General features: G+C 70.4%; 22 protein-coding genes, 1 tRNA gene and 2 pseudogenes. 20 read left to right on the forward strand and 5 right to left on the reverse strand.

Annotated features, from left to right (window positions below; translation table 11 throughout):
• The first annotated feature begins 196 nt into the window (after positions 1–196).
• From ACWZEH_RS27755 to ACWZEH_RS27790, 8 genes are all read left to right on the forward strand, one after another.
• A complete protein-coding gene (locus ACWZEH_RS27755; RefSeq protein WP_456199867.1) occupies positions 197–1,849 on the forward strand; it encodes an aldehyde dehydrogenase family protein in 1,653 nt (550 codons plus the stop codon).
• 289 nt (positions 1,850–2,138) lie between these two features.
• The gene (locus ACWZEH_RS27760; RefSeq protein ID WP_456193814.1) at positions 2,139–3,272 is read left to right on the forward strand and encodes an acyl-CoA dehydrogenase family protein; all 1,134 of its coding nucleotides are present in this window, start codon (positions 2,139–2,141) and stop codon (positions 3,270–3,272) included.
• Positions 3,273–3,383: 111 nt separating this feature from the next.
• Positions 3,384–4,610 carry an aspartate aminotransferase family protein gene (locus ACWZEH_RS27765; RefSeq protein WP_456199869.1) on the forward strand — a complete coding sequence of 409 codons (1,227 nt, stop codon included), beginning with the start codon at positions 3,384–3,386 and terminating at the stop codon, positions 4,608–4,610.
• The gene (locus tag ACWZEH_RS27770) at positions 4,603–5,115 is read left to right on the forward strand and encodes a type II toxin-antitoxin system RatA family toxin (RefSeq protein WP_456193815.1); all 513 of its coding nucleotides are present in this window, start codon (positions 4,603–4,605) and stop codon (positions 5,113–5,115) included. Before ACWZEH_RS27765 ends, ACWZEH_RS27770 begins: the two co-directional genes overlap by 8 nt.
• A complete protein-coding gene (locus ACWZEH_RS27775; RefSeq protein WP_456193816.1) occupies positions 5,115–5,603 on the forward strand; it encodes a hypothetical protein in 489 nt (162 codons plus the stop codon). The genes ACWZEH_RS27770 and ACWZEH_RS27775 overlap by 1 nt, the downstream gene beginning before the upstream one ends.
• A gap of 69 nt (positions 5,604–5,672) precedes the next feature.
• Positions 5,673–5,912 (forward strand): acyl carrier protein, encoded by a 240-nt coding sequence (locus ACWZEH_RS27780; RefSeq protein ID WP_360039214.1) that lies wholly within the window; start codon positions 5,673–5,675, stop codon positions 5,910–5,912.
• Positions 5,912–7,159: a beta-ketoacyl-[acyl-carrier-protein] synthase family protein gene (locus ACWZEH_RS27785; RefSeq protein ID WP_456193817.1), complete on the forward strand. Its 1,248-nt coding sequence runs from the start codon at positions 5,912–5,914 to the stop codon at positions 7,157–7,159. The genes ACWZEH_RS27780 and ACWZEH_RS27785 overlap by 1 nt, the downstream gene beginning before the upstream one ends.
• A gap of 105 nt (positions 7,160–7,264) precedes the next feature.
• Positions 7,265–7,753, forward strand: coding sequence for an SRPBCC family protein (locus ACWZEH_RS27790; protein ID WP_456193818.1), 489 nt, complete (start codon positions 7,265–7,267; stop codon positions 7,751–7,753).
• Here the strand turns inward: ACWZEH_RS27790 and ACWZEH_RS27795 are convergent.
• Entirely contained in the window at positions 7,722–8,486 is a 765-nt protein-coding gene (locus ACWZEH_RS27795; protein ID WP_456193819.1) for an SGNH/GDSL hydrolase family protein, read from the reverse strand. The genes ACWZEH_RS27790 and ACWZEH_RS27795 overlap by 32 nt on opposite strands.
• Before the next feature lie 197 nt (positions 8,487–8,683).
• On the opposite strand from ACWZEH_RS27795, the gene ACWZEH_RS27800 reads away from it, so the two are divergent.
• From ACWZEH_RS27800 to ACWZEH_RS27835, 8 genes are all read left to right on the forward strand, one after another.
• Positions 8,684–8,770, forward strand: a tRNA-OTHER gene (locus ACWZEH_RS27800).
• A gap of 207 nt (positions 8,771–8,977) precedes the next feature.
• Positions 8,978–9,658: a class I SAM-dependent methyltransferase gene (locus ACWZEH_RS27805; protein ID WP_360039226.1), complete on the forward strand. Its 681-nt coding sequence runs from the start codon at positions 8,978–8,980 to the stop codon at positions 9,656–9,658.
• A gap of 23 nt (positions 9,659–9,681) precedes the next feature.
• Complete coding sequence (locus tag ACWZEH_RS27810) at positions 9,682–11,109, forward strand: cytochrome P450 (protein ID WP_360039229.1); 1,428 nt, start codon at positions 9,682–9,684, stop codon at positions 11,107–11,109.
• 121 nt (positions 11,110–11,230) lie between these two features.
• A complete protein-coding gene (locus ACWZEH_RS27815) occupies positions 11,231–12,250 on the forward strand; it encodes a hypothetical protein (protein ID WP_456193820.1) in 1,020 nt (339 codons plus the stop codon).
• Positions 12,247–14,649 (forward strand): MMPL family transporter, encoded by a 2,403-nt coding sequence (locus ACWZEH_RS27820; protein WP_456193821.1) that lies wholly within the window; start codon positions 12,247–12,249, stop codon positions 14,647–14,649. The genes ACWZEH_RS27815 and ACWZEH_RS27820 overlap by 4 nt, the downstream gene beginning before the upstream one ends.
• Positions 14,646–15,134, forward strand: a complete 489-nt coding sequence (locus tag ACWZEH_RS27825; RefSeq protein WP_364743605.1) for an SRPBCC family protein — start codon at positions 14,646–14,648, stop codon at positions 15,132–15,134. Before ACWZEH_RS27820 ends, ACWZEH_RS27825 begins: the two co-directional genes overlap by 4 nt.
• Before the next feature lie 76 nt (positions 15,135–15,210).
• Positions 15,211–15,813 carry a flavin reductase family protein gene (locus ACWZEH_RS27830; RefSeq protein WP_456193822.1) on the forward strand — a complete coding sequence of 201 codons (603 nt, stop codon included), beginning with the start codon at positions 15,211–15,213 and terminating at the stop codon, positions 15,811–15,813.
• 16 nt (positions 15,814–15,829) lie between these two features.
• A complete protein-coding gene (locus ACWZEH_RS27835) occupies positions 15,830–17,164 on the forward strand; it encodes an NAD(P)/FAD-dependent oxidoreductase (RefSeq protein ID WP_456193823.1) in 1,335 nt (444 codons plus the stop codon).
• Between the two features lie 40 nt (positions 17,165–17,204).
• Here ACWZEH_RS27835 and ACWZEH_RS27840 read toward each other — a convergent pair whose 3' ends face one another.
• Positions 17,205–17,594 (reverse strand): hypothetical protein, encoded by a 390-nt coding sequence (locus ACWZEH_RS27840; RefSeq protein ID WP_456193824.1) that lies wholly within the window; start codon positions 17,592–17,594, stop codon positions 17,205–17,207.
• A 162-nt stretch (positions 17,595–17,756) separates the two neighbouring features.
• Here ACWZEH_RS27840 and ACWZEH_RS27845 point away from each other — a divergent pair, with 162 nt between their 5' ends.
• On the forward strand, positions 17,757–18,515 hold the full coding sequence (locus tag ACWZEH_RS27845; RefSeq protein ID WP_456193825.1) for an AraC family transcriptional regulator: 759 nt from the start codon (positions 17,757–17,759) through the stop codon (positions 18,513–18,515).
• Here ACWZEH_RS27845 and ACWZEH_RS27850 read toward each other — a convergent pair.
• Positions 18,499–19,350, reverse strand: a complete 852-nt coding sequence (locus tag ACWZEH_RS27850) for an AfsR/SARP family transcriptional regulator (protein WP_456193826.1) — start codon at positions 19,348–19,350, stop codon at positions 18,499–18,501. The genes ACWZEH_RS27845 and ACWZEH_RS27850 overlap by 17 nt on opposite strands.
• Positions 19,351–19,796: 446 nt before the next feature.
• Positions 19,797–20,558 carry an AfsR/SARP family transcriptional regulator gene (locus ACWZEH_RS27855; RefSeq protein ID WP_456193827.1) on the reverse strand — a complete coding sequence of 254 codons (762 nt, stop codon included), beginning with the start codon at positions 20,556–20,558 and terminating at the stop codon, positions 19,797–19,799.
• Positions 20,559–21,577: 1,019 nt separating this feature from the next.
• On the opposite strand from ACWZEH_RS27855, the pseudogene ACWZEH_RS27860 reads away from it, so the two are divergent.
• Both ACWZEH_RS27860 and ACWZEH_RS27865 read left to right on the forward strand, forming a co-directional pair.
• Positions 21,578–22,788 (forward strand): annotated as a pseudogene (locus tag ACWZEH_RS27860) (IS701 family transposase).
• Between the two features lie 125 nt (positions 22,789–22,913).
• A pseudogene (locus ACWZEH_RS27865) lies at positions 22,914–23,667 on the forward strand (transposase).
• Positions 23,668–23,672: 5 nt separating this feature from the next.
• On the opposite strand, the gene ACWZEH_RS27870 reads toward ACWZEH_RS27865, so the two are convergent.
• Positions 23,673–24,389: an SDR family oxidoreductase gene (locus tag ACWZEH_RS27870; RefSeq protein ID WP_456193828.1), complete on the reverse strand. Its 717-nt coding sequence runs from the start codon at positions 24,387–24,389 to the stop codon at positions 23,673–23,675.
• A gap of 116 nt (positions 24,390–24,505) precedes the next feature.
• Here ACWZEH_RS27870 and ACWZEH_RS27875 point away from each other — a divergent pair, with 116 nt between their 5' ends.
• A complete protein-coding gene (locus ACWZEH_RS27875) occupies positions 24,506–24,904 on the forward strand; it encodes a MerR family transcriptional regulator (RefSeq protein ID WP_356310629.1) in 399 nt (132 codons plus the stop codon).
• Positions 24,905–24,915 lie beyond the last annotated feature (11 nt).

Below are 24,915 nucleotides of genomic sequence, written 5' to 3' on the forward strand. Positions count from 1 at the left end.
CCTGACACATCCGTCTCAGGCCGGTCTCCGCCGATTGTCAGGCCGCGCTGTAACAGTCCTGTGCGAGGAAGCAGGACGTCGAACATTTCCTTCCCGGCCTCCGCGGTTGCGGGGGGCAGGAGAGCGGAGGACCCGCGTGAGCAGTGCCCGTACGACGCCCGGGGCGTCGCACCATGAGGACGCCGTCGGCACCGCGGTGGACGGCAGCGGTCTGCTGACCTACGCCTCGCTCGTCGACGGCAAGAACGTGCCGAGCGACCAGTGGGTCTACGTGGTCGACTCGGACGCGCTGCTGCGGGACGCGTTCAGCAGCCTGACACTGAAACGGAAACTGGAGAGCGGACGGTTGTCCCCCGAGGAACTGCCCGGCGGCAGCATCGTCGGACGGGTGGCGCGAGCCGACCGCGAGACCGTGCTGCAGGCCGTCGAGGCGGCCTCCCGCGCGACCGTCGAGTGGAACGCGTTCCCCCTCGACGAGCGGCTGGACCGGTTCGGTGCCCTGCTGCACCGCCGGCTGACCGAGCAGGCCGACCGCACGATCGAGATCCTGCTGCGGGAGGGCCACCCGCTGGCGCTGGCCCGCTGGCAGGTGTCCGGAGCGCTGGAGTGCTTCTCGCCGGAGTCGCTGGCCTTCTACCGCAGCCAGATGCTGCACGAGTCGCGGCACGGCGAACGGCGGATCTCCGTACGCCGCCGCCCGGACGGCGTGGTCTGCCTCAACCCGCCGCAGAACGCCCCGCTGTCGAGCGCGCTGCTCGGCGTCACCTCGCTCATGGCCGGCAACTCGCTGGTCGTCCGCGCTCCGCGCAGCGCCCCGCTGGGGGTCATGTACGTGCTGCACGAGATCGTGGCGCCCGTCCTGGAGGAACTCGGCGCGCCCGGCGGCACCTTGAACGTGGTCTGCGGGGACCCGGCGCCGATGCTCTCGGCCTGGCTCGACAGCCCGCTTGTCGACGACATCATGTACTTCGGCAGCAGCGAGGCCGGTATCCGCTTCCAGGAGCGCTGCGTGGCGGCGGGGAAGAAGCCGATCCTCGAACTCGCGGGCAACGACACCGTGGTGGTCTGGAAGGACGCCGACCTCGAGTATGCCGCCGAGGCGCTGACCGAGAGCTTCTACGGCTCCGGCCAGCTCTGCATGATCCCCAACCAGGTGCTCGTGCACCCGGACGTCGTGGACCGGTTGACGGTCCTGCTGGCCGAGAAGGCCGCGGACGTGCGGGGCGGGTCGGTGCGGCAGGAGGACGTCCTGCTCACTCCCGTGCTGCGCAACGAGAAGTTCTTCGCGTGCCTGGAGGACGCTCTGTCGAGCGGTGCCGAACTGGTCTGCGGTGGCCACGCCATACAGGACGACGGGACCCGGGACGCCGCGGGAATCTTCCTGGAGCCCACGGTGGTCCTCGTCCGGGGACTGGAGGGGGCCCGCGAGGTGCAGGCCGTCCGGCACGAGACGTTCTTCCCACTGCTGCCGGTGATCGCGGCCGAGCCGGCCCCGGACGCCGTCCTGCTGGACCGGTTCGTCGACTTCGTCAACAGCAACCCCTACGGGCTGCGCAACTCGGTGTGGGCCGGCGACCCCGAGGTCGTCGAGCACTTCGTGACCCGGATCACCCAGGGCGGCCTGCTGAAGGTGAACGACTCCCACATCGGTTTCCTGCCCGGCCTGCCCACGCACGGTGGCACCGGGCTGACCGGCGGCGTGTACGGCGAGGCCAACTACCCCGTCCTGCGCACCTCGCACATCCAGGGCGTGAGCATCTCCGACGGCGGGATCCGCCCCCGGGAGGCCGTGTTCGGAGCCTGGCAGGCGATGCGGGGCGAGGACGGGACCGCAGCGGCCGGCGCGTGACACCGAGTGGTGTTCGGCCTTGCCCGTATCCGTCCCCGCCCACAGTTCGGGCACCAGTCCCTCCTTCGTCGTTCTTCTGTGCTCTCCCAGCAGACGGCCTCGCTGTCACGTCCATACGAGCGATTCGGTTCGCGCATCCCCATCAGCAGCCGAGCCGTCGCGGGATGCCGGGCGGCCAATCTCTCTGAGCCACGAATGCGGCGACACCATGACAGCCACACCCGGCATCCCTGGGTGTCCCGAGCTTACGAATGACCGCGATCAACCCATGAAGAAAGGTATGGAGACCATGCGCCCACTTGAAGCGGCACGCGCTACTTGTGAATCCTTCCTCCCCGGCCTGCTCGACCGCCTCGCGGACATTCCACTGGCGGAACTGGAGGCGCCGGGCAGCCCGGCCATCCGCCACTTCCGGGAGTGCGGCGGACCCGCACTGGTGATCCCCAAGGAGTACGGCGGGCACAGTGCCGACCCCCTGGAGGCGATGGCCGTGACCCGCGCCCTGGCCTCCCGGGCCCCGTCCCTGGCGGTGGCGACCACCATGCACCACTTCTCCGTCGCCACCCTGTTCAGCCTCGCGGCCAGCGTACAGAGCACCGGGATGGAGTGGGCCCTGCTCGAAGGGGTCGCGGAGCAACGGCTCCTGGTCGCCTCCGGGTTCGCGGAGGGACGGCCCGGCCAGGGCATCCTGTCGCCGACGATGTCGGCCCGCAAGAGCGAGGGCGGCTACCTGATCGACGGCTCCAAGAAGCCGTGCAGCCTCGCCCACTCCATGGACCTGCTCACCGCCAGTGTGGCGCTGCCCGCCGACGACGGCACCGAGCAGATGGCCGTCCTGCTGATCCCGGCGACGACGGCCGGCATCACCGTGCACCCCTTCTGGAAGAGCAGCACGCTCGCGGGCGCCGAGAGCGACGAGATCCGGCTGTCCGAGGTCTTCGTGGACGAGCAGCTGCTGATGCCCAACACCGCCGACCCCGGGGAGATGGACGACCTCCAGACCGTCGGTCTCATCTGGTTCGAACTGCTCATCTCCAGCTGTTACCTGGGCATGGTCAGCGGTCTGGTCGAACGGGCCGTGGACGGGCGGCGGGGCAGCGAGACGGACCGGGCGCGCGTCCTGATCCGGCTGGAGGCGGCGGCCCAGCTGCTGGAGGGTGTGGCCCGCCGCGTGCGGGACGGCGAGAACGGCAACGAGGCCCTCGCCCAGGCACTGGTCGCCCGCTACGCGGCGCAGGAGGCGCTGGCCGATGCCCGCGACCTGGCCGTGGAACTGCTCGGCGGGACGGCCTTCATGAGCGCGTCCGACACCGCCGTGATCGCCGCCTCGTCGCACGGCATCGGATTCCACCCGCCGTCGCGGTCGAGTTTCACCGGCCCGTACCTGGAGCACGCAGCGGGCCGACCGCTGCGCCTGGCCTGAGGAGACACCGTGACCATCGCACCCACTGGATCGACGACGACTCCCGCAGCAGACACCGGCACCCGCCGTGTGCCCGGCCGCGACGAGCTCGGCCGCCTGTACCGCACCCACATGAACCGGGGCCGGGCCACGCTCGGCGAGATGTTCGGCGGCCATGTAGAAGTGGAGTCGCAGGGCGCCTGGGTCACCACGGCCGAGGGGAAGCGCTTCCTCAACTGCGGTGGCTACGGCGTCTTCCTGGCCGGAGCCAGGCACCCGACGGTGATCCGGCACGTCACCGAGCAGCTGCAGGCGCATCCGATCGCCACCCGGGTCTTCCTGGAGCCGCAGGCCGCTCTGGCCGCCGAGGCACTGACTTCGGTCGTGCCGGCCGGACTGACCCGCGTGCACTTCGCGGGCTCGGGCGCCGAAGCCGCGGAGACCGCGCTCAAGATGGCCCGGACCAAGGGCCGCCGGCGGCTGGTCGCCACCACGGGCGGCTACCACGGCAAGACGATCGGCGCGCTCAGCCTCACCGGCAACGATCTCTTCCGTACCCCGTTCCAGCCGCTGCTGCCGCAGACCACGCACGTGCCGTTCGGCGACGCGGCGGCTCTGGAGGCCGTGCTCGCGGAGACTCCCGGCGAATGCTGTGTCTTCGTGGAGCCGGTGCAGGGCGAGGCCGGAGTGGTCATCCCGCCGCCGGGCTACCTGAAGGCCGTGCGGGACGCCTGCGACCGGCAGGGCGCGCTGCTGGTGCTAGACGAGGTCCAAACCGGCCTGGGCCGGCTCGGCACCTGGTGGGGCGCGGACGCGGAGGACGTCAAGCCCGACATCATGCTCGTCGGCAAGGGACTCAGCGGCGGCGTGGTCCCGGTGTCGGCCGTGGCGGCGACCCGTGAGGCGTTCTCCGTCTTCGACCGCGACCCGTACCTGCACACCTCCACCTTCTCCGGGGCCCCGCTCGCCATGGCCGCCGCCCGCGGCGCCATCGCGGCGATCCGGGAGGGCGACCTCGTCACCCGCGCCCGCGAACTCGGAGACGAACTGCTGCCGCGGCTCCGCCGGATCGCCGTGGAGCACTACGGCGACGTCGTCCGCGAGGTGCGCGGCCGGGGGCTGCTGCTGGGCATCGAGTTCGCCGAGCCGGGACCCGCCGGAGACCTGCTGATCGAGCTGATCTCCAACGGAGTGATCGCCAACCACTCCCTCAACTCCCATCTGGTTCTCCGCCTCACCCCGCCCGCCGTCCTGGTCCGCAGCGACCTGGACTTCCTCTACGAGGCATTCGACCGGGCGTGCCGCGCACAGGCGGCTCGCTACTCGCCCATCACAGGAGGCAGCCGCAGCCATGCGTAACGCATCCGTACTTCTTCGCATCGACGGTGTCGCCCCCGGGACCGTGTTCGACCGCATCTACGACTTCGCCCGCTATCCGGAATTCACCGACGTGGTCCGAAGCGTGACCGTCCATCAGGTCTCGCCGGAGGAGGAGACCAGCGACTGGGAGGTCTACTTCCGCAACGGCGTCCTGCGGTGGACCGAGGCCGACCGGTTCGACCGGGACGGCCTGGTCATCTCCTTCGAGCAGATCGACGGAGACTTCGCGGAGTTCTCCGGCACCTGGCGGATTGGCGCCGACGGGCCGGACAGCCTGGTCGACTTCTCCGCCGACTTCGACTTCGGCATCCCGAGCCTGGCCGGGATCCTCGACCCGGTGGCGCAGCGGGTCTTCAAGGAGACCATCGCCCGTGTCGTACTGGGGCTGTTCGAGGGCCGGGCATCCGTGGTGGGCGACGACGTCACGGCACGTGCCGTCGCGGAGGCGTCCGCTCCCGTCCCGAGCGCCGGAGCGGTGGGCTGATGGACGGCCGAAACCTCTTCGAGACGCCCACCACCTACCGGCTGATCCGCCTCGAGTACGCGCTCGGCCTGGTGGTGGCCGTCGTCCTCTTCTTCGCCCACCTCGACGAGGTCCGCTGGCTGCCCGCCGTCGGGCTCTTCGTCTACATCGACCTGATCGGGTACCTGCCCGGGGCCTTCGCCTACCGGCGCAGCCCCGACAAGCGGATCTCCAAGGTCTACTTCGTCCTCTACAACGTGATGCACAGCCTGGTCACCCAGGGCCTGGTCGTCCTCGCCTGGATCTGGCTGTTCGGCGCCGAGTGGGCCCTGCTGGCCATCCCCATCCACCTCTTCGGGGACCGCGCTCTGTTCGGCAACTTCCTGAAGCCGTTCGCGCTGCGCTTCGAACCCGAGCCGCACCCGGCGTACACCGCCTTCCGTGAGCACTACGAGCACACCGGCGGACCTGCCGCCGGCACGCCCGCCGGTGTGCCCGCCCACCACTGACCGCGCGGACCACCCGCGCCCGCGGCCGGCCCGCACCCGGGCTGGCCGCCCGACCACAGGGAGCCTGTCATGAGTGACGTCTACGACCGTCTGATCAAGCTGCTGGCCGATGGGTTCGGACTGGAGGCCCCCAGCCTTCGTCCGGACGACACGTTGGGGAACCTGGAGATGGACTCGCTCGCGCTGGTCGAGCTGACCGTCGCCGTCGAGGAGGAGTTCGGTGTCGTGCTGACCAACGAGGAGGTCGGCCCCGACTCCACGCTGGCCCAGGCGGCCGAACACATCGAGAAGAAAGCGGTCGCGGCCTGATGCCCGGCAGGAACGGGAGGCGCGGACGTTTCGAGGCGGCGATCACCGGCCTCGGCATGATGACCCCTGCCGGAACCGGCACCGACGCCTCATGGAAAGGCATCCGGCAGGGGGCGGGCACCGAGGCGGTGAAGGTCCCGGAACTCGCGGACATCGCGGCCGACTTCGTCTGCCGGGTGCCCGGATTCGACCCGGTCGAGGTGCTGGGCCGGCGCCGGGCCGGGCAGTTCGACCGCTCCAGCCAGCTGCTCCTGGCCGCCGCGATCGAGGCGGTGGCCGACTCCGGCCTGGATCCGCAGACCTGGGACGGTGCCCGCGTGGCGGTGGTGATCGGCAACGGCATCGGCGGTGCCCAGACCTGGGAGACCCAGCACCGACGGCTGCTCGACTCCGGCTCGCGCCGGGTCTCTCCGCGGTTCATCCCCATGCTCTCGGCCAACATGGCCGCCGGGTACGTGTCGATGGAGTTCGGCGCACAGGGGCCGTCCATGGTGACGGCCACCGCGTGCGCCTCGGGTACGACCGCCATCGGCACGGCGCGTGAGCTGCTGCGCTCGGGGGCCTGCGACGTGGTGATCACCGGTGGCACGGAGGCACCGCTGACACCCTCGCTGGTCTCCGGGTTCAGCCAGATGGGGGCGCTCTCCAAGCGCACCGACGACATCCGTGCCGCCTCCCGTCCGTTCGACGCCGACCGAGACGGTTTCGTCGCGGCCGAGGGCGCGGCCGTACTGGTCCTGGAACGGGCCGAGGACGCGCGGGCGCGCGGGGCCGGGATCCGGGCGATGGTCAGCGGCTACGGTGCCTCCGCGGACGCCTACCACCCGACCGCCCCCGACCCCGAGTGCAAGGGGGCCACGCTCGCGCTGCGGGCGGCGCTGCGGGACGCCGACGTCACCGCTCAGGAGGTGGACCACGTCAACGCGCACGGGACCGCGACCCTGATCAACGACGCCACCGAGGCCCGGCTGATCCACGGCGTCCTCGGGGACCGGCCGCTGGTCACGTCGGTCAAGGGCGTCACGGGGCACTCGCTGTCCGCCGCCGGAGCGATCGAGGCGGCCGTGTCCGCGCTCACGCTGGCCGATTCGTTCGTCCCGCCGACCGCCAACCTGGAGAGCCTGGACCCCGAGATCGAGTTGGAGGTGCTGGCCAAGGAGGGCCGCTGGATGCCGGTCGAGGTGGTCGTCAGCAATTCCTTCGGCTTCGGCGGGCAGAACGCGGTGCTCGTCCTCACCCGGGCTTGACGAGCGCATGTCCCACTTGACATCGTACGCCGACGCGGGACCGGACGGCGCGCCGCCCTTTCGGGCCGGCGGGCGCCGCGCCGCAGAAGGGAGCCGACCGTTCCGGTGGAACGTCACTGGCAGATAGAGGAGAGCGTCTTCATCGAGGCGCCTGCCGACCACACGTACGCAGCCGTGGCCGACGTGCGGTCGATGGGGCGGTGGAGCCCGGAGTGCCGGGCCGTGCGCGGGGTGCCCCCCGGACCCGCCGCCGCCGGAGCCCGGTTCATCGGCTTCAACCGCAAAGGTCCGTTCGTCTGGTTCACCTCCTGCCGGGTCACCAGGGCCGAACCGGGCGCCGTGTTCGCCTTCCAGGTCAGCACCTTCGGGCTCCCGGTGGCTCTGTGGGGCTACCGGTTCGCCGCTCAGGACGGCGGCACCCTGGTGACCGAGTACTGGCAGGACCTGCGGACCGGCCGGCGCGGCGGGTTCACCGGCCTGCTCGGCCGGATCTTCACCGGCACGCGGCCGGACCGGCGCCACCTCGCCAACCGGGCCGGGATGCGCGCCACACTCGGCCGGCTCAAGCTGACGCTGGAGAACCGGGTTCCGTAGGCCGGAGCCCGGTGGCGTCCAGGGAACCCGGGGCGGAGCCGGCGGAACGTCCGCGCATCCCGCCCAGCGCCCGCACCACGGCCGCCGCCGTCACCGCGTGCCCCCGGCCGTTCAAGGCCGTACCGATGCCGCCCCACACCCCGGCACCGCGCTCCGGGGGACCCTCCGACAGGTCGACGTGCAGGGCTCCGTGCCGCAGCGCCAGTGCCCGGGAGCGCTTGGTCCGGGCCCGCTGCCGCATCCTCACCGTCTCGGTGTCCTCGACCCGGCCGGCGGCCGACCGCGTCAGGTCGAAGGGGTCCATCAGCACGACGTCGTAGCCGCGTTCGCGCAGCGGGGCGATGATCCGGGTGAGTTCCGTCCGGACGGCGTCGGACGCGAGCCCCGGCCCCAGCAGATCGTGCCCGCTCAGATGGACCACCGCGAGGTCCCCTCCGAAGGCCAGCGCTTCCGGGAGCTGCCGCGAACGCACCTGGGCGGCCTGCCGCACCCGCGCGTTCAGCAGATCGAGACAGGCGAACCGCGGGTCCACCTCCCGCAGCGCGTCCGCGACCCGGGTGGGCCACGGAACACTCAGATAGCCCTCGGTCGCTTCCGGACGCCGCTCGGCCCGGCCGTCGCCGAGCACCACCATCCGGTGCCAGGGCGAGCCGGCCAGGAGCCGCCGCGCCTCTCCCTCGCCGAGGCAGCAGGGATCGTTCAGTTCCGCCGTGGGCTTCGGTGATTCCAGCACAGGCTCTCTCTTTCGTTGCCGTGGATACCCGGACAGCGGGGGTACGCAGCCGGCCGACCGGTTGGATGTCTCCTACCGTCGACCGCCGTTGATGCGAGTGAGTCCGCGATCTCAGGACCGTCTCAGAGGAATCTCAGGGGCAGGCGGCAGGATTATGGACATCGGCGAGCGGGCGAAAGCCACCCGGCTCGCCGCAAGGAGAGGTACCCGAAGCGGCCCAACGGGGTTCCGGAGCGATTCGGACCGGGTGAAAGCCCTCGCAGGTTCGAATCCTGCCCTCTCCGCGCAGACCCTCCGCGGACGGATCGTGCGATCCATGTCCCCGGAGGGTCGGAACGCGCCACGGACCCGCTGCCGGCGCACCGGGAGGGCCCCGACGATCGGCCGCGCGTGTCCACCGGTGCCGTTCAACCGGGCGGGAGCCCCGGCGGCCCTCTCGCGCCGCCGGTCGGGTTTGTCCGTCACACCGTCAGCCGCGAAAGGACCACCGGATGATCGGCACGCTCTTGAAGAAGCCTCTGGAAGTCGTCGAGGCGAACTTCCGGCAGCCCAACGGCACGGCTGGGCAGCTCGTCGGTCACCTGATGACGCTCCAGCACCGCTCGTTGACGGTGTGGGCGCTGGAACACATGGACATCCGGCGCACCCAGCGGGTCCTGGACGTCGGATGCGGCGGTGGCATGGCGGTCAAGCTGATCTCCGAACGGACCCCGCAGGGCTTCGTCGCGGGTGTCGACTACTCGATGGACATGGTCAGTCAGGCCGTGCGCCGCAACGCCGACGGCATCGCCCGGGGCCGCGTCGAGGTCCGGCACGGCGACTCCGCCGAACTCCCCTACGAGGAAGCCGGATTCGACCACGTGAGCGCGATCGAGACCTTCTACTTCTGGCCCGACCCGATGCGCGGCCTCGCCGAGGCCCACCGGGTGCTCCGGCCGGGCGGACAGATCGCGATCACCCTGGAGATGAGCCGGGAGGCCTCGGCCGATCCCTCGCTGCTCCAGCGGTACTTCGGCCAGAAGTTCACCGAACGCTCGGAACGCGACGGACTGCGCATCCTGTCCGGCGCCGAACTGACCGACATGCTGGCCAAGGCCGGGTTCAAGGACGTCCGGTTCGTCTCCGAGCCGCGCCGCTCGCTCGGCTGGGTCTGCGCGCTCGGACGCAAGTGACAGTTGCGGAAAGGACATCGAGCATGACAACGGGGCAGCAGCACAACGGACCCGCACCGGAAGCAGGCGGCCTGCCGCTGCTCGGCAACATCGTGGACTTCCGCAAGGACATCCTGGACGCCATGCACCAGGGGTGGAAGGCCCACGGCGACCTCGTCCGCTACCGGCTGGGCACCGTCGTGGTGCACGGCGTCTCCAGCCCCGAACTGGCCGGCGAGGTGCTCACCGACAGCCCCTCCTACGGCAAGCTCGGCCCGGACAACCCGCTCCGGCTCATCCTCGGGGAGGGCCTGCTCACCAGCGACGACCACGAGAGCTGGATGCGCAACCGCCGCATGATGCAGCCGATCTACTCCAAGCAGGCGCTGTCGGGGATGTTCCGCGCCATGGTGGAGTCCACCACCGAGCAACTCGCCTTCATGGAACGCAGCTACCCGACCGGCGCCGAGGTCGACGTGCACGGCGAAATGATGCGGGTCACCCTGGACATCGTCAGCCGCTGCATGTTCAGCACCGACGTCAGCCGGACCCGCGACGCGCTCAGCCCCGAAGCCGTGGACGTCGCCGTCAACTACGCCTTCGACCGGCTGCAGAACCCTTTCAGCCCGCCGACCACCTGGCCCACCCCTCGCAACCGCCGCTTCCAGCAGGTCATGGAGGGGCTCGACGGGATGATGTACGGCCTCATCGAGGAGCGCCGGGCGGCCGGCACACCCGAGGGCGGGGCCAAGGACCTCCTCGACATGCTGCTCGCCGCCCGGGACGCGGACACCGGTCAGGGGATGACCGACCGCGAGCTGCGCGACGAGATCATCACCACCTTCGCGGCGGGCCACGAGACCACCGCCGTCACGCTCACCTGGGCCTTCTACCTCCTCTCCCAGCACCGGGAGATCCTGCGCCGGGCCCAGGAGGAGGTCGACCGCGAACTCGGGGACCGCATGCCGACGGTGGCGGACCTGCAGCGGATGCCCTACCTCCTGCAGATCTTCGAGGAGGCGCTGCGGATGTATCCCTCGGCGCCGATCGTGCCCCGGCTCGCGCTCAAGGACACCGTGCTCGGCGGCCACCACGTGCCCAAGGGCTCCCGGATCCTGGTGAACCTGTTCAACATCCACCGCCACCCGGACCACTGGACCGACGCGGAGCGCTTCGACCCCGGGCACTTCGGGGCGGCCGAGAAGAAGGGCCGCTACCGGTTCGCGTACATGCCCTTCGGGGCCGGTCCGCACCTGTGCATCGGCAAGCACTTCGCGCTGCTGGAGGCGCACCTGCTGCTGGCCGCGCTCATCAGGCGGTACGACTTCCGGCACATCCCGTCGCACCGCGTGGTCAATCACGCCACCATCACCCTGCGGCCCAAGTACGGGATGGCCATGACCCTGCACGAACGCCGCCACGCCCCGCGGCCCGCGGCCGTCCCGGTCGCCGCGGGCACCACGGCGGACTGAGAGCCGGCGTCCCTTCCCCGGCCGCGCCGAGCCGACCGGGGACCGGACGCAGGCTCCGACCTGCCGACCGACAGCCACACCTGCCGTGTCCACGTACAGCAGACCGGAGGAGACGGGACCCATGCACACCGACTACACCACCGCCGACGCGAACACTCTCAACCGCACGCTCTACCGGCCGGGGCAGCGTGAGGGGCACTACGAGAGCTTCTACCAGCGTGGCAACCACCCCACGGAGCCGCGGGCCTTCTGGATCAGGTACACCATCTTCAGCCCGACCGACATGCCCGAGGCGGCCATCGGTGAGCTGTGGGCGATCTACTTCGACGGGGTCACCGGCGAACACGTGGTCGCCAAGGAAGAGTTCCCGATCTCCGAGTGCGCCTTCGACCGGGACACCTTCGGGGCGCGCGTCCATGACAGCGTGCTGGAACCGGGCGCCCTGCGCGGCGAGGCCACGGGCACCAACGCGCGGATCGCCTGGGACCTGACGTACAAGGGCGACGAGCCGCCGCTCCTGCTGCTGCCGCCGAAGATGTTCACCGGCGGCTTCCCCAAGGCCAAGAACCTGGTGGGTGTGCCGCTCGCGGTCTACGACGGCAGCCTCACCGTGGACGGCCGGCGGATCGACATCGACGGCTGGACCGGCAGCCAGTGCCACAACTGGGGCAGCAGGCACACCGACTATTACGCTTTCGGCCAGGTCGCGGGCTTCGACGACGCACCCGACAGTTTTCTGGAGATCGTCACCGGGCGCACCCGGGTCGTCGGCCCGGTGACCACGCCGATGGTCACCTTCATGGTCCTGCGCCACCAGGAGCGGGAGTACTCCCTGGTCTCCCTGCGCCAGGCGCTGACCGCGAAAGCCGACTTCGGTTATTTCTACTGGAACTTCGTCGGCGGCGACGACACCGTGTCCGTCCGGGGACGCTTCGACGCCCGGCCCGAGCAGTTCGTCGGGCTGAACTACTACAACCCGCCGGGCGGCATCAAGCACTGCCTCAACACCAAGATCGCCGCCTGCGAGCTGGAGATCACCAACAAGATCACCGGTCGCACGGCCCGCCTGCGCGCCGGCAACCGCGCCCTGATGGAGATCCTCACCGACGACCGCGCGCACGGAATCGCGATGCGTGCATGACCCAGGAGACGTCCCGGACCCCCGTGGCGCCGTCCGGCGGCGGTGCCGCGGGCGAGGCACCCGGCGACTCCGGACGGGTGGCCCGGATGGCCGCGGGGACCGCCCGGTTCACCCGTCGCCGCCGCCGGCCGCTGGCCGCCCTGTGGGTCCTGCTGATCCTGGTGGCGGGCTACGGAGCGACCCAGCTTGCCGACGCGCTGAGCGGCGGCGGCTGGTACGTCACGGGCTCGGACTCGCAGGCCGCCGCTGAGCGGGTCACCCACGGGTTCGAGGGGCGCGGCGCCACCTCCCTGACCCTCGTCGTCGAGGATACCCGGCACGAGCGGGGCGACCCCGCCTTCGACGACAGGGTCCGGGACGCCGTCGAGCACGTCACCCGTGACCCCGGGCTGAAGATCACCAGCGACTACGGTTACACCTCCCTCACCGGCGACCGGGCCCGCCGCTCCTTCGTCGGCGAGGACGGGCACACCGTGCTCGTGCGGCTCGGCTCCTCGCTCGACGACGGCACCGCCCGCCGTGTCCTGCCCGGCATCCAGGAGGACCTGAGCGACGTCTACGAGCCCCGCGGACTGCGGGTCTCCCTGGTCAGCCAGGCGGCGCTGTGGGGCGAGGTGAACCACCTCAGCGAACGGGGCCTGCTCCGCGCGGAACTGATCACCCTGCCGCTGATCGCCCTGGTCCTCCTGCTGCTCTTCCGCAGTGTGGCGGCCGCCCTCGCCTCGCTGCTCGTCGGCATCACCTCGGTCGTCCTCACCCTGGGACTGCTGGCGGTCGTCGCCCGCCACACCGAGCTGTCCGTCTTCGTCCAGAACGCGGCCACCATGCTCGGCCTCGGCGTGGGCGTCGACTATTCCCTCTTCGTCATCATGCGCTTCAAGGACGAACTGCGTGCCGAAGGCCCCGGCCCCGCCGCCGACGCCGTGGAGCGGGCCGTCGCCTGCACCCTGCGCACCTCCGGCGAGACCGTGGTCGCCTCCGGCGTCACCATCGTCGCCGCCATGTCGACCCTCTTCCTCGTCGACCTCAACGTCATCTGGTCGATGGCGCTCGGCGCGGTCGTCGTAGTCGCCTTCTCCATCGTGACCAGCGTGCTGCTGCTGCCCGTCCTGCTGCAGTGGCTCGGCCCGCGGATCGAATGGGGCAGGATCGGCCGCCGCGCACCGGCCGGCAAGGACGACCGGCCGAGCCGGTGGGCGTCCGTCAGCCGCAGCGTGATGCGCCGGCCCGTCGCCTTCCTGCTCGTCAGCCTCGTGGGCATGGGGATCCTGGCAGCGCCGTCGCTGAGGCTGGAGACCTTCACCCCGGACGCCGGCGTGGTGCCCACCGGGACGGCGGTGCGCGAGGGCTACGACACCGCCAAGAACCAGTTCGGCGTGGGCAGCGCCGCACCGGTCCAGGTCGTCGTGGAGTCCGACGCACCCCTATGGGAGCGTCCGGCCGCCGACTCGGCCCGGCTGCTCGACCTGCACGACGACCTGGCCGGGCTGCCCGGGGTGGTACGCGTCGACTCCGTCGTCACCCCACTGCGCCAGGTGGACGCCGCCCGCCCGTTCGCGGCCCTGGCACCCCCGGCCGACGAGCGGCTGCCGGCCGATCTGCGCAGCGCCGTACGGCATTTCGTCCCGGCCGACGGCCGCGCCCTGGTGATCGAGGTCGTCGGCGACGGCACCGCGTCCTCCGCGTCCGTACGGGAGCTCCTGGAGTCGGTGCGCACCACGTCCGCTCCGCTGGCCGGGACGGACGGCTGGCAGGTGTGGACCGGCGGTGAGACCGCCGAGGGCGTCGACGCCAACAAGGTGATCTCGGACAGCATGCTGCCGGTCGTCGCCACCATGCTCGCCGTCATCTACCTCCTGCTGCTCGTCACCTTCCGGTCGGTGTTCCTGCCGCTGTCGGCGATCCTCATGAACCTGGTCTCGATGGCCGCTACCTACGGAATCCTGGTGCTGGTCTTCCAGGACGGCTGGGGCAGCGGCCTGCTGGGCTTCGACAGCAACGGCAACCTCACGAACTTCGTCCCGGTGCTGCTGGTGACCCTGCTGTTCAGTCTGAGCACCGACTACGAGGTGTTCCTGCTCAGCCGGGTCCGGGAGGACTACCTCGTCACCGGCGACGAGACCGGCAGCGTGGCCCGCGGAATGGCCGCCACCGCACCGCTGATCTCGGGCGCCGCCGTCCTGATGGTGGCGGTGTTCACGGCGTTCGCGTTCGCGGGGGTCCTGCCCATCCAGCAGATCGGGATCGGCATGGCGGTGGCGATCGCCCTCGACGCGACCGTCGTACGGCTGCTCGTGGTACCGGCCACGATGCGGCTGATGGCCCGCTGGAACTGGTGGCTGCCGGGCCGGAGGGCCCGGACGGCCGAATCCCGTGATGTCGAAGAGGTGAAGCGGTGAGCGAACCGAGGAACGGCCCCGCCGTGACCGAGCGGCTGACCATCGAGGTGCCGCCGAAGACGGCCTGGGCCGCGGTCAGCGACGTGCGGCGAATGGGGGAGTGGAGCCCGGAGTGCCGGGGGGCCTGGCTCCCCGGGTCGGGCGTCCGCCCGCAGCCCGGCACCCGCTTCGTGGGCCGCAACCGTGCCTCCTGGCTGCCCTGGGTGACCATGTGCCGGGTGGTGGAGTCCGTCCCCGGCGAGAAGTTCTCCTTCGATGTCAGTTTCTTCGGGGTCCCGCTCTCCCGCTGGACCTACCGCTTCACCGAGGTGCCCGGAGGGTGCGAGGTGACGGAGGAGTGGTACGACCGGCGGCGCGGACTGCACGGCCGGCTGCTCACGGCCACCGCCCCGCTGCTCACCGGAGTGGTGCGGCGTCGGGACCGCAACCGCCGCACGGCCCGCGCCACCCTGGTGGCCTTGCGCGACGCGCTCGAAGCGGGGTGACCGGTCCCCGGCCGGCGAGTATCCGGAGACGCCACCGTGCTCTGCGAATGACGAACTCTCAGAAAGGAGCCCGGTGATGCGTCAGGCCACTGCCGGACCACCACCCGGTGAGCCGCACGCGCTCGCGTCCGTCCCGCTCACCCTGCCGGAGGCCGGTCAGGCCGCCTGCCGGGACTTCTACTCGAGGCTGGCGTCCGGCGTGACGGTGGTGACCACACGCGGCCCGGACGGCCCGGTCGGCAGCACAGCCTCCGCGGTCACCTCGCTCTCGGCCGATCCGCCGCTGCTCCTGGTCTGTCTGGGCACCGGCTCGCGGACCCTGGCCGCGATCGAGGAGCAGGGCCGGTTCGCCGTCAATCTGCTGCGGCAGTCCCAGCGGGCGCGCGCCGAACTCTTCGCGGACCCCCGGGCCGGAGCCGCCGAGCGGTTCGCGGAGGTGGACCACGGCACCGAGCTGACCGTGCCAGTGCTGGACGACACCCTCGGCTGGTCGGTCTGCCTGACGGAGGACGTGCGCGGCTACGGGGACCACTGCCTGGTGGTGGGCCGTATCGCGGCGGTGCGCTCGGCCGAGGGTCGGCCGCTGCTGTGGCACGACCGGTCCTTCCACGCCCTGGCCGACCAGAACGCGCTGATCTCCCTCGGGACCGACCAGCGACCGTCCCCGGAGACACGATGACCCCCCTGGAGAAGCCATGACGAGACCTGCGGCCGGCCGGCCGTGCTGGACGACACCCGGCCAGGACCCGGCGGCGCCCCCCGGTGCGGAGCAGGCCCCGCCGCCACGGGTGAGCGGTGTGCTCGACGCGGACGTGACGGTGGTCGGTGCCGGGCTCGCCGGGCTCTCCACCGCGTACCACCTGGCCGACCGCGACCCCTCCCTGGACATCGTGGTCGCCGACGCCGAGGGTCCCGCGGCAGGGGCCAGCGGGCGCGGCACCGGCCTGCTCGGGCCGAGGGTCGGTCCGCCCGTCGACCGCGCCGTCCGCCGTTTCGGCCCGGACGTCGCCCGCCGGATGTACCTGGCCAGCGTCGACGCGGTGGAGCGGACCGTCGAGCTGTGCGCCCGGGTGGGCGTCACCGGGACCGTCCGTACGGGCGAACAGGTGGTGGCCACCCGCACCGCCGACGGGCTGGCCGCCCTCGCCCGGCAGTCGGCGGCGTACCGCGATCTCGGCCTGGACGTGCCGGTCCTCTCCGCCGCGGACATCCGCGACCGGACGGACGTGCCGTACCACGCCGGACTGTCCTACCGGGCCGCCACGCTGGACCCGGCCGCACTCACCGGGGCGCTGGCCCGGGCGTGCGCCGCCAAGGGGGTCCGCTTCCTGGGCAACAGCCCGCTGCTGGCCCTGCGGCCGGACAGCTCCGGCGCCGGGACCTGTCTGGCCTTCCCGGGCGGTACGGTGCGCACCGGCAAGGCGGTGCTGGCCGTCAATGCGGCGGCCGGCAACCTCGGACTGCCGGTCGGCACGGTGCTGCCGCTGCTCGTCCACGCCGTCGCCACCGAGCCGCTGCCCGAGGAGGTGCGCCGGGCGCTGGGGGGCGGGGCCGGCTGTGCGCTGATCGACGCCCACCCGCTGGCCCCGTACTTCCGGACGACTCCCGACGGGCGGCTGGTGCTCGGCGGGGGACGGCCGCTGCTCGCACCGGTGCCCGACGACTCCGGCGCGGTGCGGGTGTGGGCCTGGCTGGAGGAACGGCTGCGGCGGCTGCATCCGGCGCTCGCCGAGGCCGAGGTCACCCATCGCTGGTCCGGTCGCATCGGGATGACCACGGACGGCCTGCCGGTGGTCGGCCCGCTCCGCGGGCACCGGGACGTCTGGTACGTGGGCGGCTGCTGCGGCCACGGCCTGGCCATGTCGGTCGCGCACGGTGCCCACGTGGCCCGGGCCCTGACCGAGGGGGTGGGGGACCGGCTGCCCTGGCACCGCTCCCGTGCTCCCCGGGCACCGCTGCCGGGCCCCGCCCGGCCGCTGCTCGGCGCCGCCCTGCACCTGATGGAACGGGGCGCCGCCACCGCGGTGTGACCGTGTCCCGTCCCCGCCGCGGGGACGGGACGGCACACGCTCAGGCGCCCTTGCGGCCGACCAGTACCGCCGTCGTCGCCAGCAGCGCCACGGCGGCGATGTCGATCCGGGCGACCCTCATGTTGGCGCTGTTGAGTTCCGGCGTGGTGTAGGCGAACAGCAGGAACGTGCCCATGCTGACGGCTCCGGCGACCATGGCGGGAATCCGCAGCGACGGGACGAACGCCGCGCACAGCAGGCCGATCCCGACCAGTCCCAGCAGCACGGCGCGGTGCCGCAGCAGCAAGGTCAGGTCGACGGAGTCGGCGCCGTCGAGGGAGACCCCGTACGCCGTGCTGATCCGGGACGGCGCCACCGCGACGAAACCGGGCAGCAGATTGATCGCACCGACGATGAACAGCAGTGCGGTGATGAGGCGTTCGGTCCACATGATGTCATCTCTTCGTTCGTTCGCGGAAAGGCGGGGGCCGTGCGGCACGGCGGACGGGCGCGTGCCGACAGCGATTAGCATGTCCGTATGCGTCCGGCGGTGCTTTCAGAAACGTGCTGTGATCGCGCCGATTTGTGGCTGTGGCCGGGGCAGGCCCTGTACGTGGGGCCCTCGTTGGAGCTGGACTTCCACTTCGGTGCGGTGAGCTGTCTGGCACTGGGTCTCGACGGGCCGTTCACGGTCGAGCTGCAGCACGGCTTTCGGTGCCGCACCCGAACGGCTCTGGTGCCCGCCCGGGTCCGGCACCGCATCGTGGCCGAGGGCGTCCGCATGGCCTTCTGCTACTTCGACCCCGCCTCGGAACGCGAGCGCTCCTGCCGCCGGCGGATGGGCGGCACCGCGGAGCTGGCCACGGATCATGCGTACGAGGACGAACTAGCCCGTCGCGCTGCGCTGTTGACTGGCTGCGCACCGCTGGCGGACGTCCGGGAGTGGCTGGATTGGGCTGGTCCGGACGGTCTCGGCGAGCGGCGGGACCCACGGGTGCGGCGGGCGACGGCACACATGGACGGGCCGCACGGCCGACGGGTGGCGGCGAAGGACCTGGCGGCCGAGGCGGGGCTCAGCGTCTCCGCGTTCCTGAGACTGTTCCGCGCGGAGACGGGGACCACCTTCCGGCGCTACCGGATGTGGGCCCGGATGCTGCGGGTCGCGGAACTGCTGGAGACCTGGCCCGACCTGTCGACGGCCGCCGTGGAGGCGGGATTCGCCAGCCCCTCGCACTTCAGCAGCGCATTCCACGCCATGTTCGGCCTGCGGCCCAGCACCCTGTTCGCCCGGCACACGGTCGTCCGGACGGTGGGCCCGCCGGAGCGCGAGCCCGCCCTGTCCTCGGTACGGCCGCTCACGCGGAGGAACTGAAGCTGTACGCATGGTCGTGCGGCAGTTCCTCCTGCCGCAGGATCTTGCCCTGCAGCCACTGGAGCCGGGGGCCCGGGGCTATGCCGAGTTCGTCCATGAGCAGTTCACGCAGACGCGCGTACCGGTGCAGTGCTTCGGCGGGCCGGCCCGACCGGTACAGCGTGGAGACCAGCATCTCCCAGGCGACCTCGCGTAGCGGGGTACGGGCGGTGAGTTCCTCCGCCGCCAGGAGAGCCGCCTCCAGATTCCCCTCGGTGATCAGGATGGACACCCTCAACTCCTGCGCCAGCATGTGGGCTTCTTTGAGTCGAGTGATCTCCCGGGAGGCGAAGAGGTAGTCCGTCGCCTCGGCGAGCGGGGCTCCCCGCCACAGGGCCAGCGCGGCGGTGACCTCCTGGTCGGCCTCCTTGACGCGGTCCAGCCGCAGAAGCCGCCGCGCGTCTTTCAGCATCCGCTCGAAGTGACAGATGTCCTGGGCCTCGAAGGGGACCCGCAGCGCGTACCCCATGGGCTCGCGGACCAGCACACTCGTGCCGCCGCGCCGGGTCCGTCCCGGTTCCAGCACGTCGCGGAGCCTGCTGATGTGGGCCTGCACGGAGGAGACGGAACTCGACGAGGGACTGTCGGGCCACAGGTCCTCGCGCAGGGTTCCGAGCGGAACGGCGCGCCCTCTTTCCAGCAGCAGCCGGATGAGGAGTGCTCGTCGTTTCGGTGGTCCGATGGTGAGGGGCCCGCTATGCGAGTAAGCGACCAATGGCCCCAGTAGCCCGAACTCGAGCATGGGAGAGGGGCGCCCCTCTCGGTCATGCCCAACAGATAACCAGTTCATGCTCATATTTTACTGTGAAGTTGAAGCATCCGGTCAGCCCGCCACACCGTTGATGCGAAGTTGGGAAATTTCAGTGGTAGGGGCCGATCTCGCACCCTTCGTATACCTTCGGTATACTCCCGCGTTCCGGTCGCCACTTCTCCTGTGTAGGATCGATTCATCTAGGCCGAAAAGTAGTTTAATCATGAACTTGTTCTCCGTGTGGGTTTTCGGACATGGGGTCGGTGCGCCTCGGATTGAGCGGGACGAAATGCGATGCGGGTGACAACTGGCGCGCACGGTGTGAATGCTGTCGCCGCGACGGATAAAAGTGGGCGGGCGTGGTCCGGTGCGACGCCTCGGGGGCCGGAGGCGAGGGGCGCGGGGTCGCCGCGATCGGTCGTCCCGCCGGCGGTCGCCGTACCGGTCGCTGCGTCGGTCGCCCGGGCGGCGGTCAAAGTGGCGGCCGCAGGTCAGAGCAGCGCCGGATCCTGACGCAGGACTCCGTGGAACCGCTCCTGCAGGTCACGTCCGGGATCGAGCCCGAGGCTGTGGGCGAGGCGTTCGCACATCTGGTTGTACGTGTCCAGTGCGTCCGCCTGCCGGCCGGTGCGGTAGAGGGCCGTGATGAGCTGAGCGCAGAAGTGTTCGTGGTACGGGTACGTGGCGTGCATCTGCTCCAGCTCGGAAAGGATCAAGCGGTGCTGATTCAGCTGAAGGCGGATGTCGAACAGTTTTTCGGAAGCGGTGAGCCATAGCTGCTGGAGCCGACTGTACGACATGCGGCAGATGTCTCCCTGTCCGGTGTCCATCAGTGCCGGACCGCGCCACAGCTTGGTCGCTTCGGTGAGAAGTGCGGCGGCCTCTTCCAAGTGCCCGTCATCAAGGGATTCGGCGCGCCGGACGATTTTCTCGAAGCGGATGACGTCGACCTCGATTTCGGATCCGATCAGGGCATAGCCGGACGGAGAGGTCTCGATGACTTTCCGGAGGCCGGGCTTTCCGCTGCGGGTCGCCAGTACGCGGCGAAGTCGTGCGATGTGGCCGTGCAGTGAATTCTCGGCATTCCGGGGTGGTTCCTCTCCCCATAACTCGTCTATGAGGTCGCGCCTGGACACCGGACGCCCGGAAGAGAGCGCGAGGACGGCGATGACGGTCCGCAGCTTCTCGCCGGGGATGCGCACGTACACGCCCTCCTCACGAACCTCCAAGGGACCGAGGAGCTTTATTTCCATGAGCATGCACCTTTTGTGAATGACTGACGGTCGGAGTCGTCCGCGTGAAAGGGAGGAAGCCTTCCTCCCGGAACGGAAATAGAGTCGAGTGAGAGGCGCGGAAAATACAGGCCGTGGGGACCCGCACGACATGCAGTTTTCGCCGCCGCGCCGCACGGAGGCTTACTGGTCGGTAAGGTGGCCGGTGATTACCGGCGCCGGGTCATCGTGCCGCGTGGCGGCGTATCGCATTCACCCTTTCGGCGGTCGGCGGAAGGGGCGTGAAGCGGACGCCCTGTCTGTCAGGACGCGGGCCGGGACCCGCCGGTTGCTCTGGTGCGGGCGCGCTCCGGCCCGGGTGCCCGTCGCGCGTCCGGCCTGTCTCGGCAGGCGCGGTGCGGAGCGTCGGGGGGCGGTGCCGCACAAGCCGTCTGACGGCAGCGGACGTGGCGGACTAGCTGGCTGTGCGCCGGCGCGAGGTGCGGGCGACGGTCATCGTGGTCGAGGTCCCCCCGTTCGCCCGAACCCGCCTCCGTGACCATGAATGACGGCAGGACTTCCCGGGCGGGCTTCGCGGAGGAGCCTTCGGTGGCGCGTGTGTCGCCGCTGCGGTCGATCGCCTCATCCATAACGCCGGTGCTCGTCTCTGTCGGAGGAAACCCCTACTGTGCGGTAATCACCTTGGGTGCGCGTCCACGGGGACACGGATCGAACCGCCGGTAACAAGGAACGTCCGGATCTGAATTCATCGACCAAAGGCCGAGGCCGGTGCATCGTCATCACCCCTCGAAAGGTATTGCGCAAGCAGGTCGCATCGTAACCCACGTTTCTTGTCATCTCCTTGTCGCGCACGTTCGTCGAACGCTTACCTGCGAAAGGGATTAATGCTCCAGCTGTAGATTGCGATCTTGCTGGCCGGGACTGGTCCGGGAACGGGCGCGGCCACCGGTGATCATCGGTGTGTGAAGACAGAAGATCAGACGGTGGCCGCAGGTCACAGCATAGATCCTGGCCGCTGGCAGGAGACGTTCGAGGTCCTGATGGGCCGTATCGCGGGGCGGTTCGTGCGGGTGGAACCCCGGCGCCGGGCACGGGCGTTCGTGCTCGGGCTGCCGGCGGACCTGCCGCGCAAGAACTGCTGGACGCTCGCCGAGCATGCCGGAGATACGGCCCCCCACGGTCTGCAGCATCTGCTGTCGAGGGCCAGGTGGGATGCCGACGCGGTACGCGACGATATCCGCAGCTTCGTCGTCGAGCGGCTACACCACCAGGACGCGGTGCTGGTGGACGAGACCGGCGACCTGAAGAAGGGCACGCACACAGTCGGCGTCCAGCGCCAGTACACCGGAACCGCCGGACGCATCGAAAACAGCCAGGTCGTCGTCTACCTCGCCTACTCCACCCCGCTCGGGCACGCGTCGATCGACCGGGAGCTGTATGTCCCGCGTTCCTGGACCGAGGACACGGCCCGCTGCCGGGCCGCCGGGATACCCGACGCCGTCGGCTTCACCACGAAACCCGCCCTCGCCGCCCGCATGATCGGCCGCGCTTTGGATGCAGGCGTCGCCGCATCCTGGGTGGCCGGTGATGAAGTCCACGGAGGTAACCCGCACCTGCGAAGCGAGCGGGAAAGACGCGAGATCGGCTACGTGCTCGCCGTCGCCCGCGACCACCAGGTCACCACCCCCGCGGGCAAGCTCCGTGCCGACGCCCTGGTCAAGAAGCTCCCCGCGCGGGCCTGGCAGAAGCTCTCCGCCGGCGCAGGCGCCAAGGGGCACGGCTTCTACGACTGGGCCCCGGCCGATATCGCCGACGACCGGCCCGGCCACCATCAGCTGCTCGTCCGCCGCAACCGGTGCACCCGTGAACTCGCCTTTTACCGCTGCTACTCAGCCATCCAGGTGCCGCTGTCCACCCTGGTGCGGGTCGCCGGACGCAGATGGACGGTCGAGGAAACCTTCCAGTCCGGCAAGGGCCTGGCCGGACTGGACGAACACCAGGTCCGGCGCTGGACGTCCTGGCACCGCTGGGTGACCCTCGCGATGCTCGCCCACGCCTTCCTCACCGTCGTCCGCGCCGACGAACACGCCCGCGAGCCGAAGCCGGACGGGTTGATACCGCTGACCTGCAACGAGATCCAGCACCTGTTCACCGCGCTCACCGTCCGCCCCACACGTGAAGCGGCCCACCAGCTCAACTGGTCCCCCACTGGCGACGCCGCCACCAGGCCCGATCCCAGACCAGTCACTGAGCCTTTTCAGTGTGGCCACCGGTCGGGTGACGGCGTTGCTGGCGGGCGCGGGGCCGAAACGCACGAGGCCCCCGTGCCGTTGAGGGAGATGTTCGAAGCCTCAACCCATCGGCACAGGAGCCTCGTTGGTCCCCTACCCTGCCGCACTCGATCTGCCTCACGCCCTGGTCGAGTGGGTCACGATGCTCATCGTCACCCGCGAAGGTGACCGCCGTTGCAAGCTCCCGCCGCACCAGCGTGCGCTCGTCGCGCTCGTGTACCTGCATCGTCACGACACCCTCGCCCACATTGCCGCCGGCTTCGGGATATCCGTCGGCACCGCCCATGCCTACGTCACCTCGGTCGCAGGCATGCTCGCCGCCCGCGCGCCTGGCCTACTGAAAACACTGCGCGAGGAAGACCCCGAATTCGTACTCCTGGACGGGGCCCTCGCCGAATGCGACCGCGTCGGTGACAGTCGCGCCGACTACTCGGCCAAACACCGCCGCCACGGGGTGAATGTCCAAGTCGTCACCGCCCCCGGTGGCAGGGTCCTGTGGATCTCACCCGCCCTGCCGGGACGGGCTCACGACCTGACCGCGGCCCGCACCCACCGCATCATCCGAATCTGCGAGCGACAAGGTGTCCCTGTCCTGGCCGACCGCGCCTACCAAGGCGCCGACCCCTGGGTCACCACCGGGGTCAGGCGACCGCCCGGCGGGGAACTCACCCCCACCCAGCGCACCGTCAACCGCGCCCTCGCCCAAGCCCGAGCTCCGGTTGAACGCGGCATGGCACGCCTGAAGACCTGGCAGATCTTCCGAAGATCCCGCATCAGCCCGCCCCAACCGCATGACCGTCATCACCAAGGCCGTACTCACGCTGGAGAGGCAAAGCTGAAAGGCTCACCCGGCGGGCGCAGGGCCGTACAGCTGTGCCGGGTCGCCGGCCAGGGCCGCCTTGACGAAGCGGCTGGGGTCGTCGACCAACACTTCGAGGGAGTCGCTCTGCACACCGTCAAGGCTGGCGCGTGCGACGTCGACGGGATCGATCTTGGGGACGTCGGTGCCCGCCATCATGTCGGTGTCCGCTGCCCCCAGGTGGACACCCTGGACAAGGGTCTTCTGTCCGGCGAGCTCGACGCGTACGCCGTTGGTCATGTTCCACTCGGCGGCTTTGGCGACGGAGTAGGAGCCCGAACCCTGAGGGGTGGCGGTCCATGACAGTACGGAGAGGACGTTCACGATCGTTCCGCCGCCGTGGGTGGCTAGGACCGGAGCGAAGGCGCGGATGACGCGGAGCGTGCCGAAAAGATGCGTCTCCAGTTCCCGCCGGACGTCGTCCAGGTCGTCGGTCAGCAGGTTGGCTCCCGTGGCGATGCCAGCGTTGTTGACCAGCAGTGTCACATCCTGTGCGATGGCGGCCGCATCCGTGATCGACTTCTCGTCGAGGAGGTCCAGGTACAGCGGGCTGACGCGGGGGTCGGATGCGGTGATCGTCTCCGGGCTGCGGGCCGCCGCGTAGACCCTTTCGGCCCCGCGGGCCAGCAATTCGTCAACGAAGCGCTGGCCGATGCCCCGGTTGGCTCCGGTCACGAGCGCGGTGGAACCAGCGATGTCCATGATCATCCTTTCATCGGGCGGAGGACGGCGATCACTCCCGCCCTTCGCGCCTAAGCTAGAACTTGACGTCAACGTCAAAGGCAAATCGGACATCGCAGAGCGAGGGGCGAGTCACAGTGCGTATCGGAGAGCTGGCCGACCGGGCCTGTGTCAGTACCCGCGCTTTGCGCTACTACGAGGAGCAGGGCCTGCTGTGTTCCTCGCGCACGGCAGGAGGACAGCGTGTCTACTCGCAGTCGGCGGAGGACCGTGTACGGCTGATCCGCGAGCTCTACACAGCCGGGCTCACCAGCCGCGTGATCGCCGCACTCCTGCCGGCCATCGATGCACGCCACGTCGGTCCCGAGTTGCTGGCGCGCTTGCTTGACGAACGTGCCCGCACGACGGCGAAGGTCGCCGAGTTGCAGGCGGCGGGCCAACGCCTCGACGCCTTGATCGCCCTCGCCACACACCCGGACGCCGACTCGTGTCCGGCCACACTCGACCAGGCAGCCGCAAGAAGTCCCGCCCCGTAGACGTCCTTCTC

It is taken from the genome of Streptomyces yamdrokensis (genome assembly GCF_053890455.1).

What these genes read in the sequence shown, in the direction of transcription:
- ACWZEH_RS27760 (WP_456193814.1), top strand. Translation starts at nt 2,139, where the DNA reads ATGCGCCCACTTGAAGCGGCACGCGCTACTTGTGAATCCTTCCTCCCC.
- ACWZEH_RS27765 (WP_456199869.1), top strand. Translation starts at nt 3,384, where the DNA reads ATGAACCGGGGCCGGGCCACGCTCGGCGAGATGTTCGGCGGCCATGTA.
- ACWZEH_RS27770 (WP_456193815.1), top strand. Translation starts at nt 4,603, where the DNA reads ATGCGTAACGCATCCGTACTTCTTCGCATCGACGGTGTCGCCCCCGGG.
- ACWZEH_RS27775 (WP_456193816.1), top strand. Translation starts at nt 5,115, where the DNA reads ATGGACGGCCGAAACCTCTTCGAGACGCCCACCACCTACCGGCTGATC.
- ACWZEH_RS27780 (WP_360039214.1), top strand. Translation starts at nt 5,673, where the DNA reads ATGAGTGACGTCTACGACCGTCTGATCAAGCTGCTGGCCGATGGGTTC.
- ACWZEH_RS27785 (WP_456193817.1), top strand. Translation starts at nt 5,912, where the DNA reads ATGCCCGGCAGGAACGGGAGGCGCGGACGTTTCGAGGCGGCGATCACC.
- ACWZEH_RS27805 (WP_360039226.1), top strand. Translation starts at nt 8,978, where the DNA reads ATGATCGGCACGCTCTTGAAGAAGCCTCTGGAAGTCGTCGAGGCGAAC.
- ACWZEH_RS27810 (WP_360039229.1), top strand. Translation starts at nt 9,682, where the DNA reads ATGACAACGGGGCAGCAGCACAACGGACCCGCACCGGAAGCAGGCGGC.
- ACWZEH_RS27815 (WP_456193820.1), top strand. Translation starts at nt 11,231, where the DNA reads ATGCACACCGACTACACCACCGCCGACGCGAACACTCTCAACCGCACG.
- ACWZEH_RS27820 (WP_456193821.1), top strand. Translation starts at nt 12,247, where the DNA reads ATGACCCAGGAGACGTCCCGGACCCCCGTGGCGCCGTCCGGCGGCGGT.
- ACWZEH_RS27830 (WP_456193822.1), top strand. Translation starts at nt 15,211, where the DNA reads ATGCGTCAGGCCACTGCCGGACCACCACCCGGTGAGCCGCACGCGCTC.
- ACWZEH_RS27835 (WP_456193823.1), top strand. Translation starts at nt 15,830, where the DNA reads ATGACGAGACCTGCGGCCGGCCGGCCGTGCTGGACGACACCCGGCCAG.
- ACWZEH_RS27840 (WP_456193824.1), bottom strand. Translation starts at nt 17,594, where the DNA reads ATGTGGACCGAACGCCTCATCACCGCACTGCTGTTCATCGTCGGTGCG.
- ACWZEH_RS27850 (WP_456193826.1), bottom strand. Translation starts at nt 19,350, where the DNA reads ATGAGCATGAACTGGTTATCTGTTGGGCATGACCGAGAGGGGCGCCCC.
- ACWZEH_RS27855 (WP_456193827.1), bottom strand. Translation starts at nt 20,558, where the DNA reads ATGGAAATAAAGCTCCTCGGTCCCTTGGAGGTTCGTGAGGAGGGCGTG.
- ACWZEH_RS27870 (WP_456193828.1), bottom strand. Translation starts at nt 24,389, where the DNA reads ATGGACATCGCTGGTTCCACCGCGCTCGTGACCGGAGCCAACCGGGGC.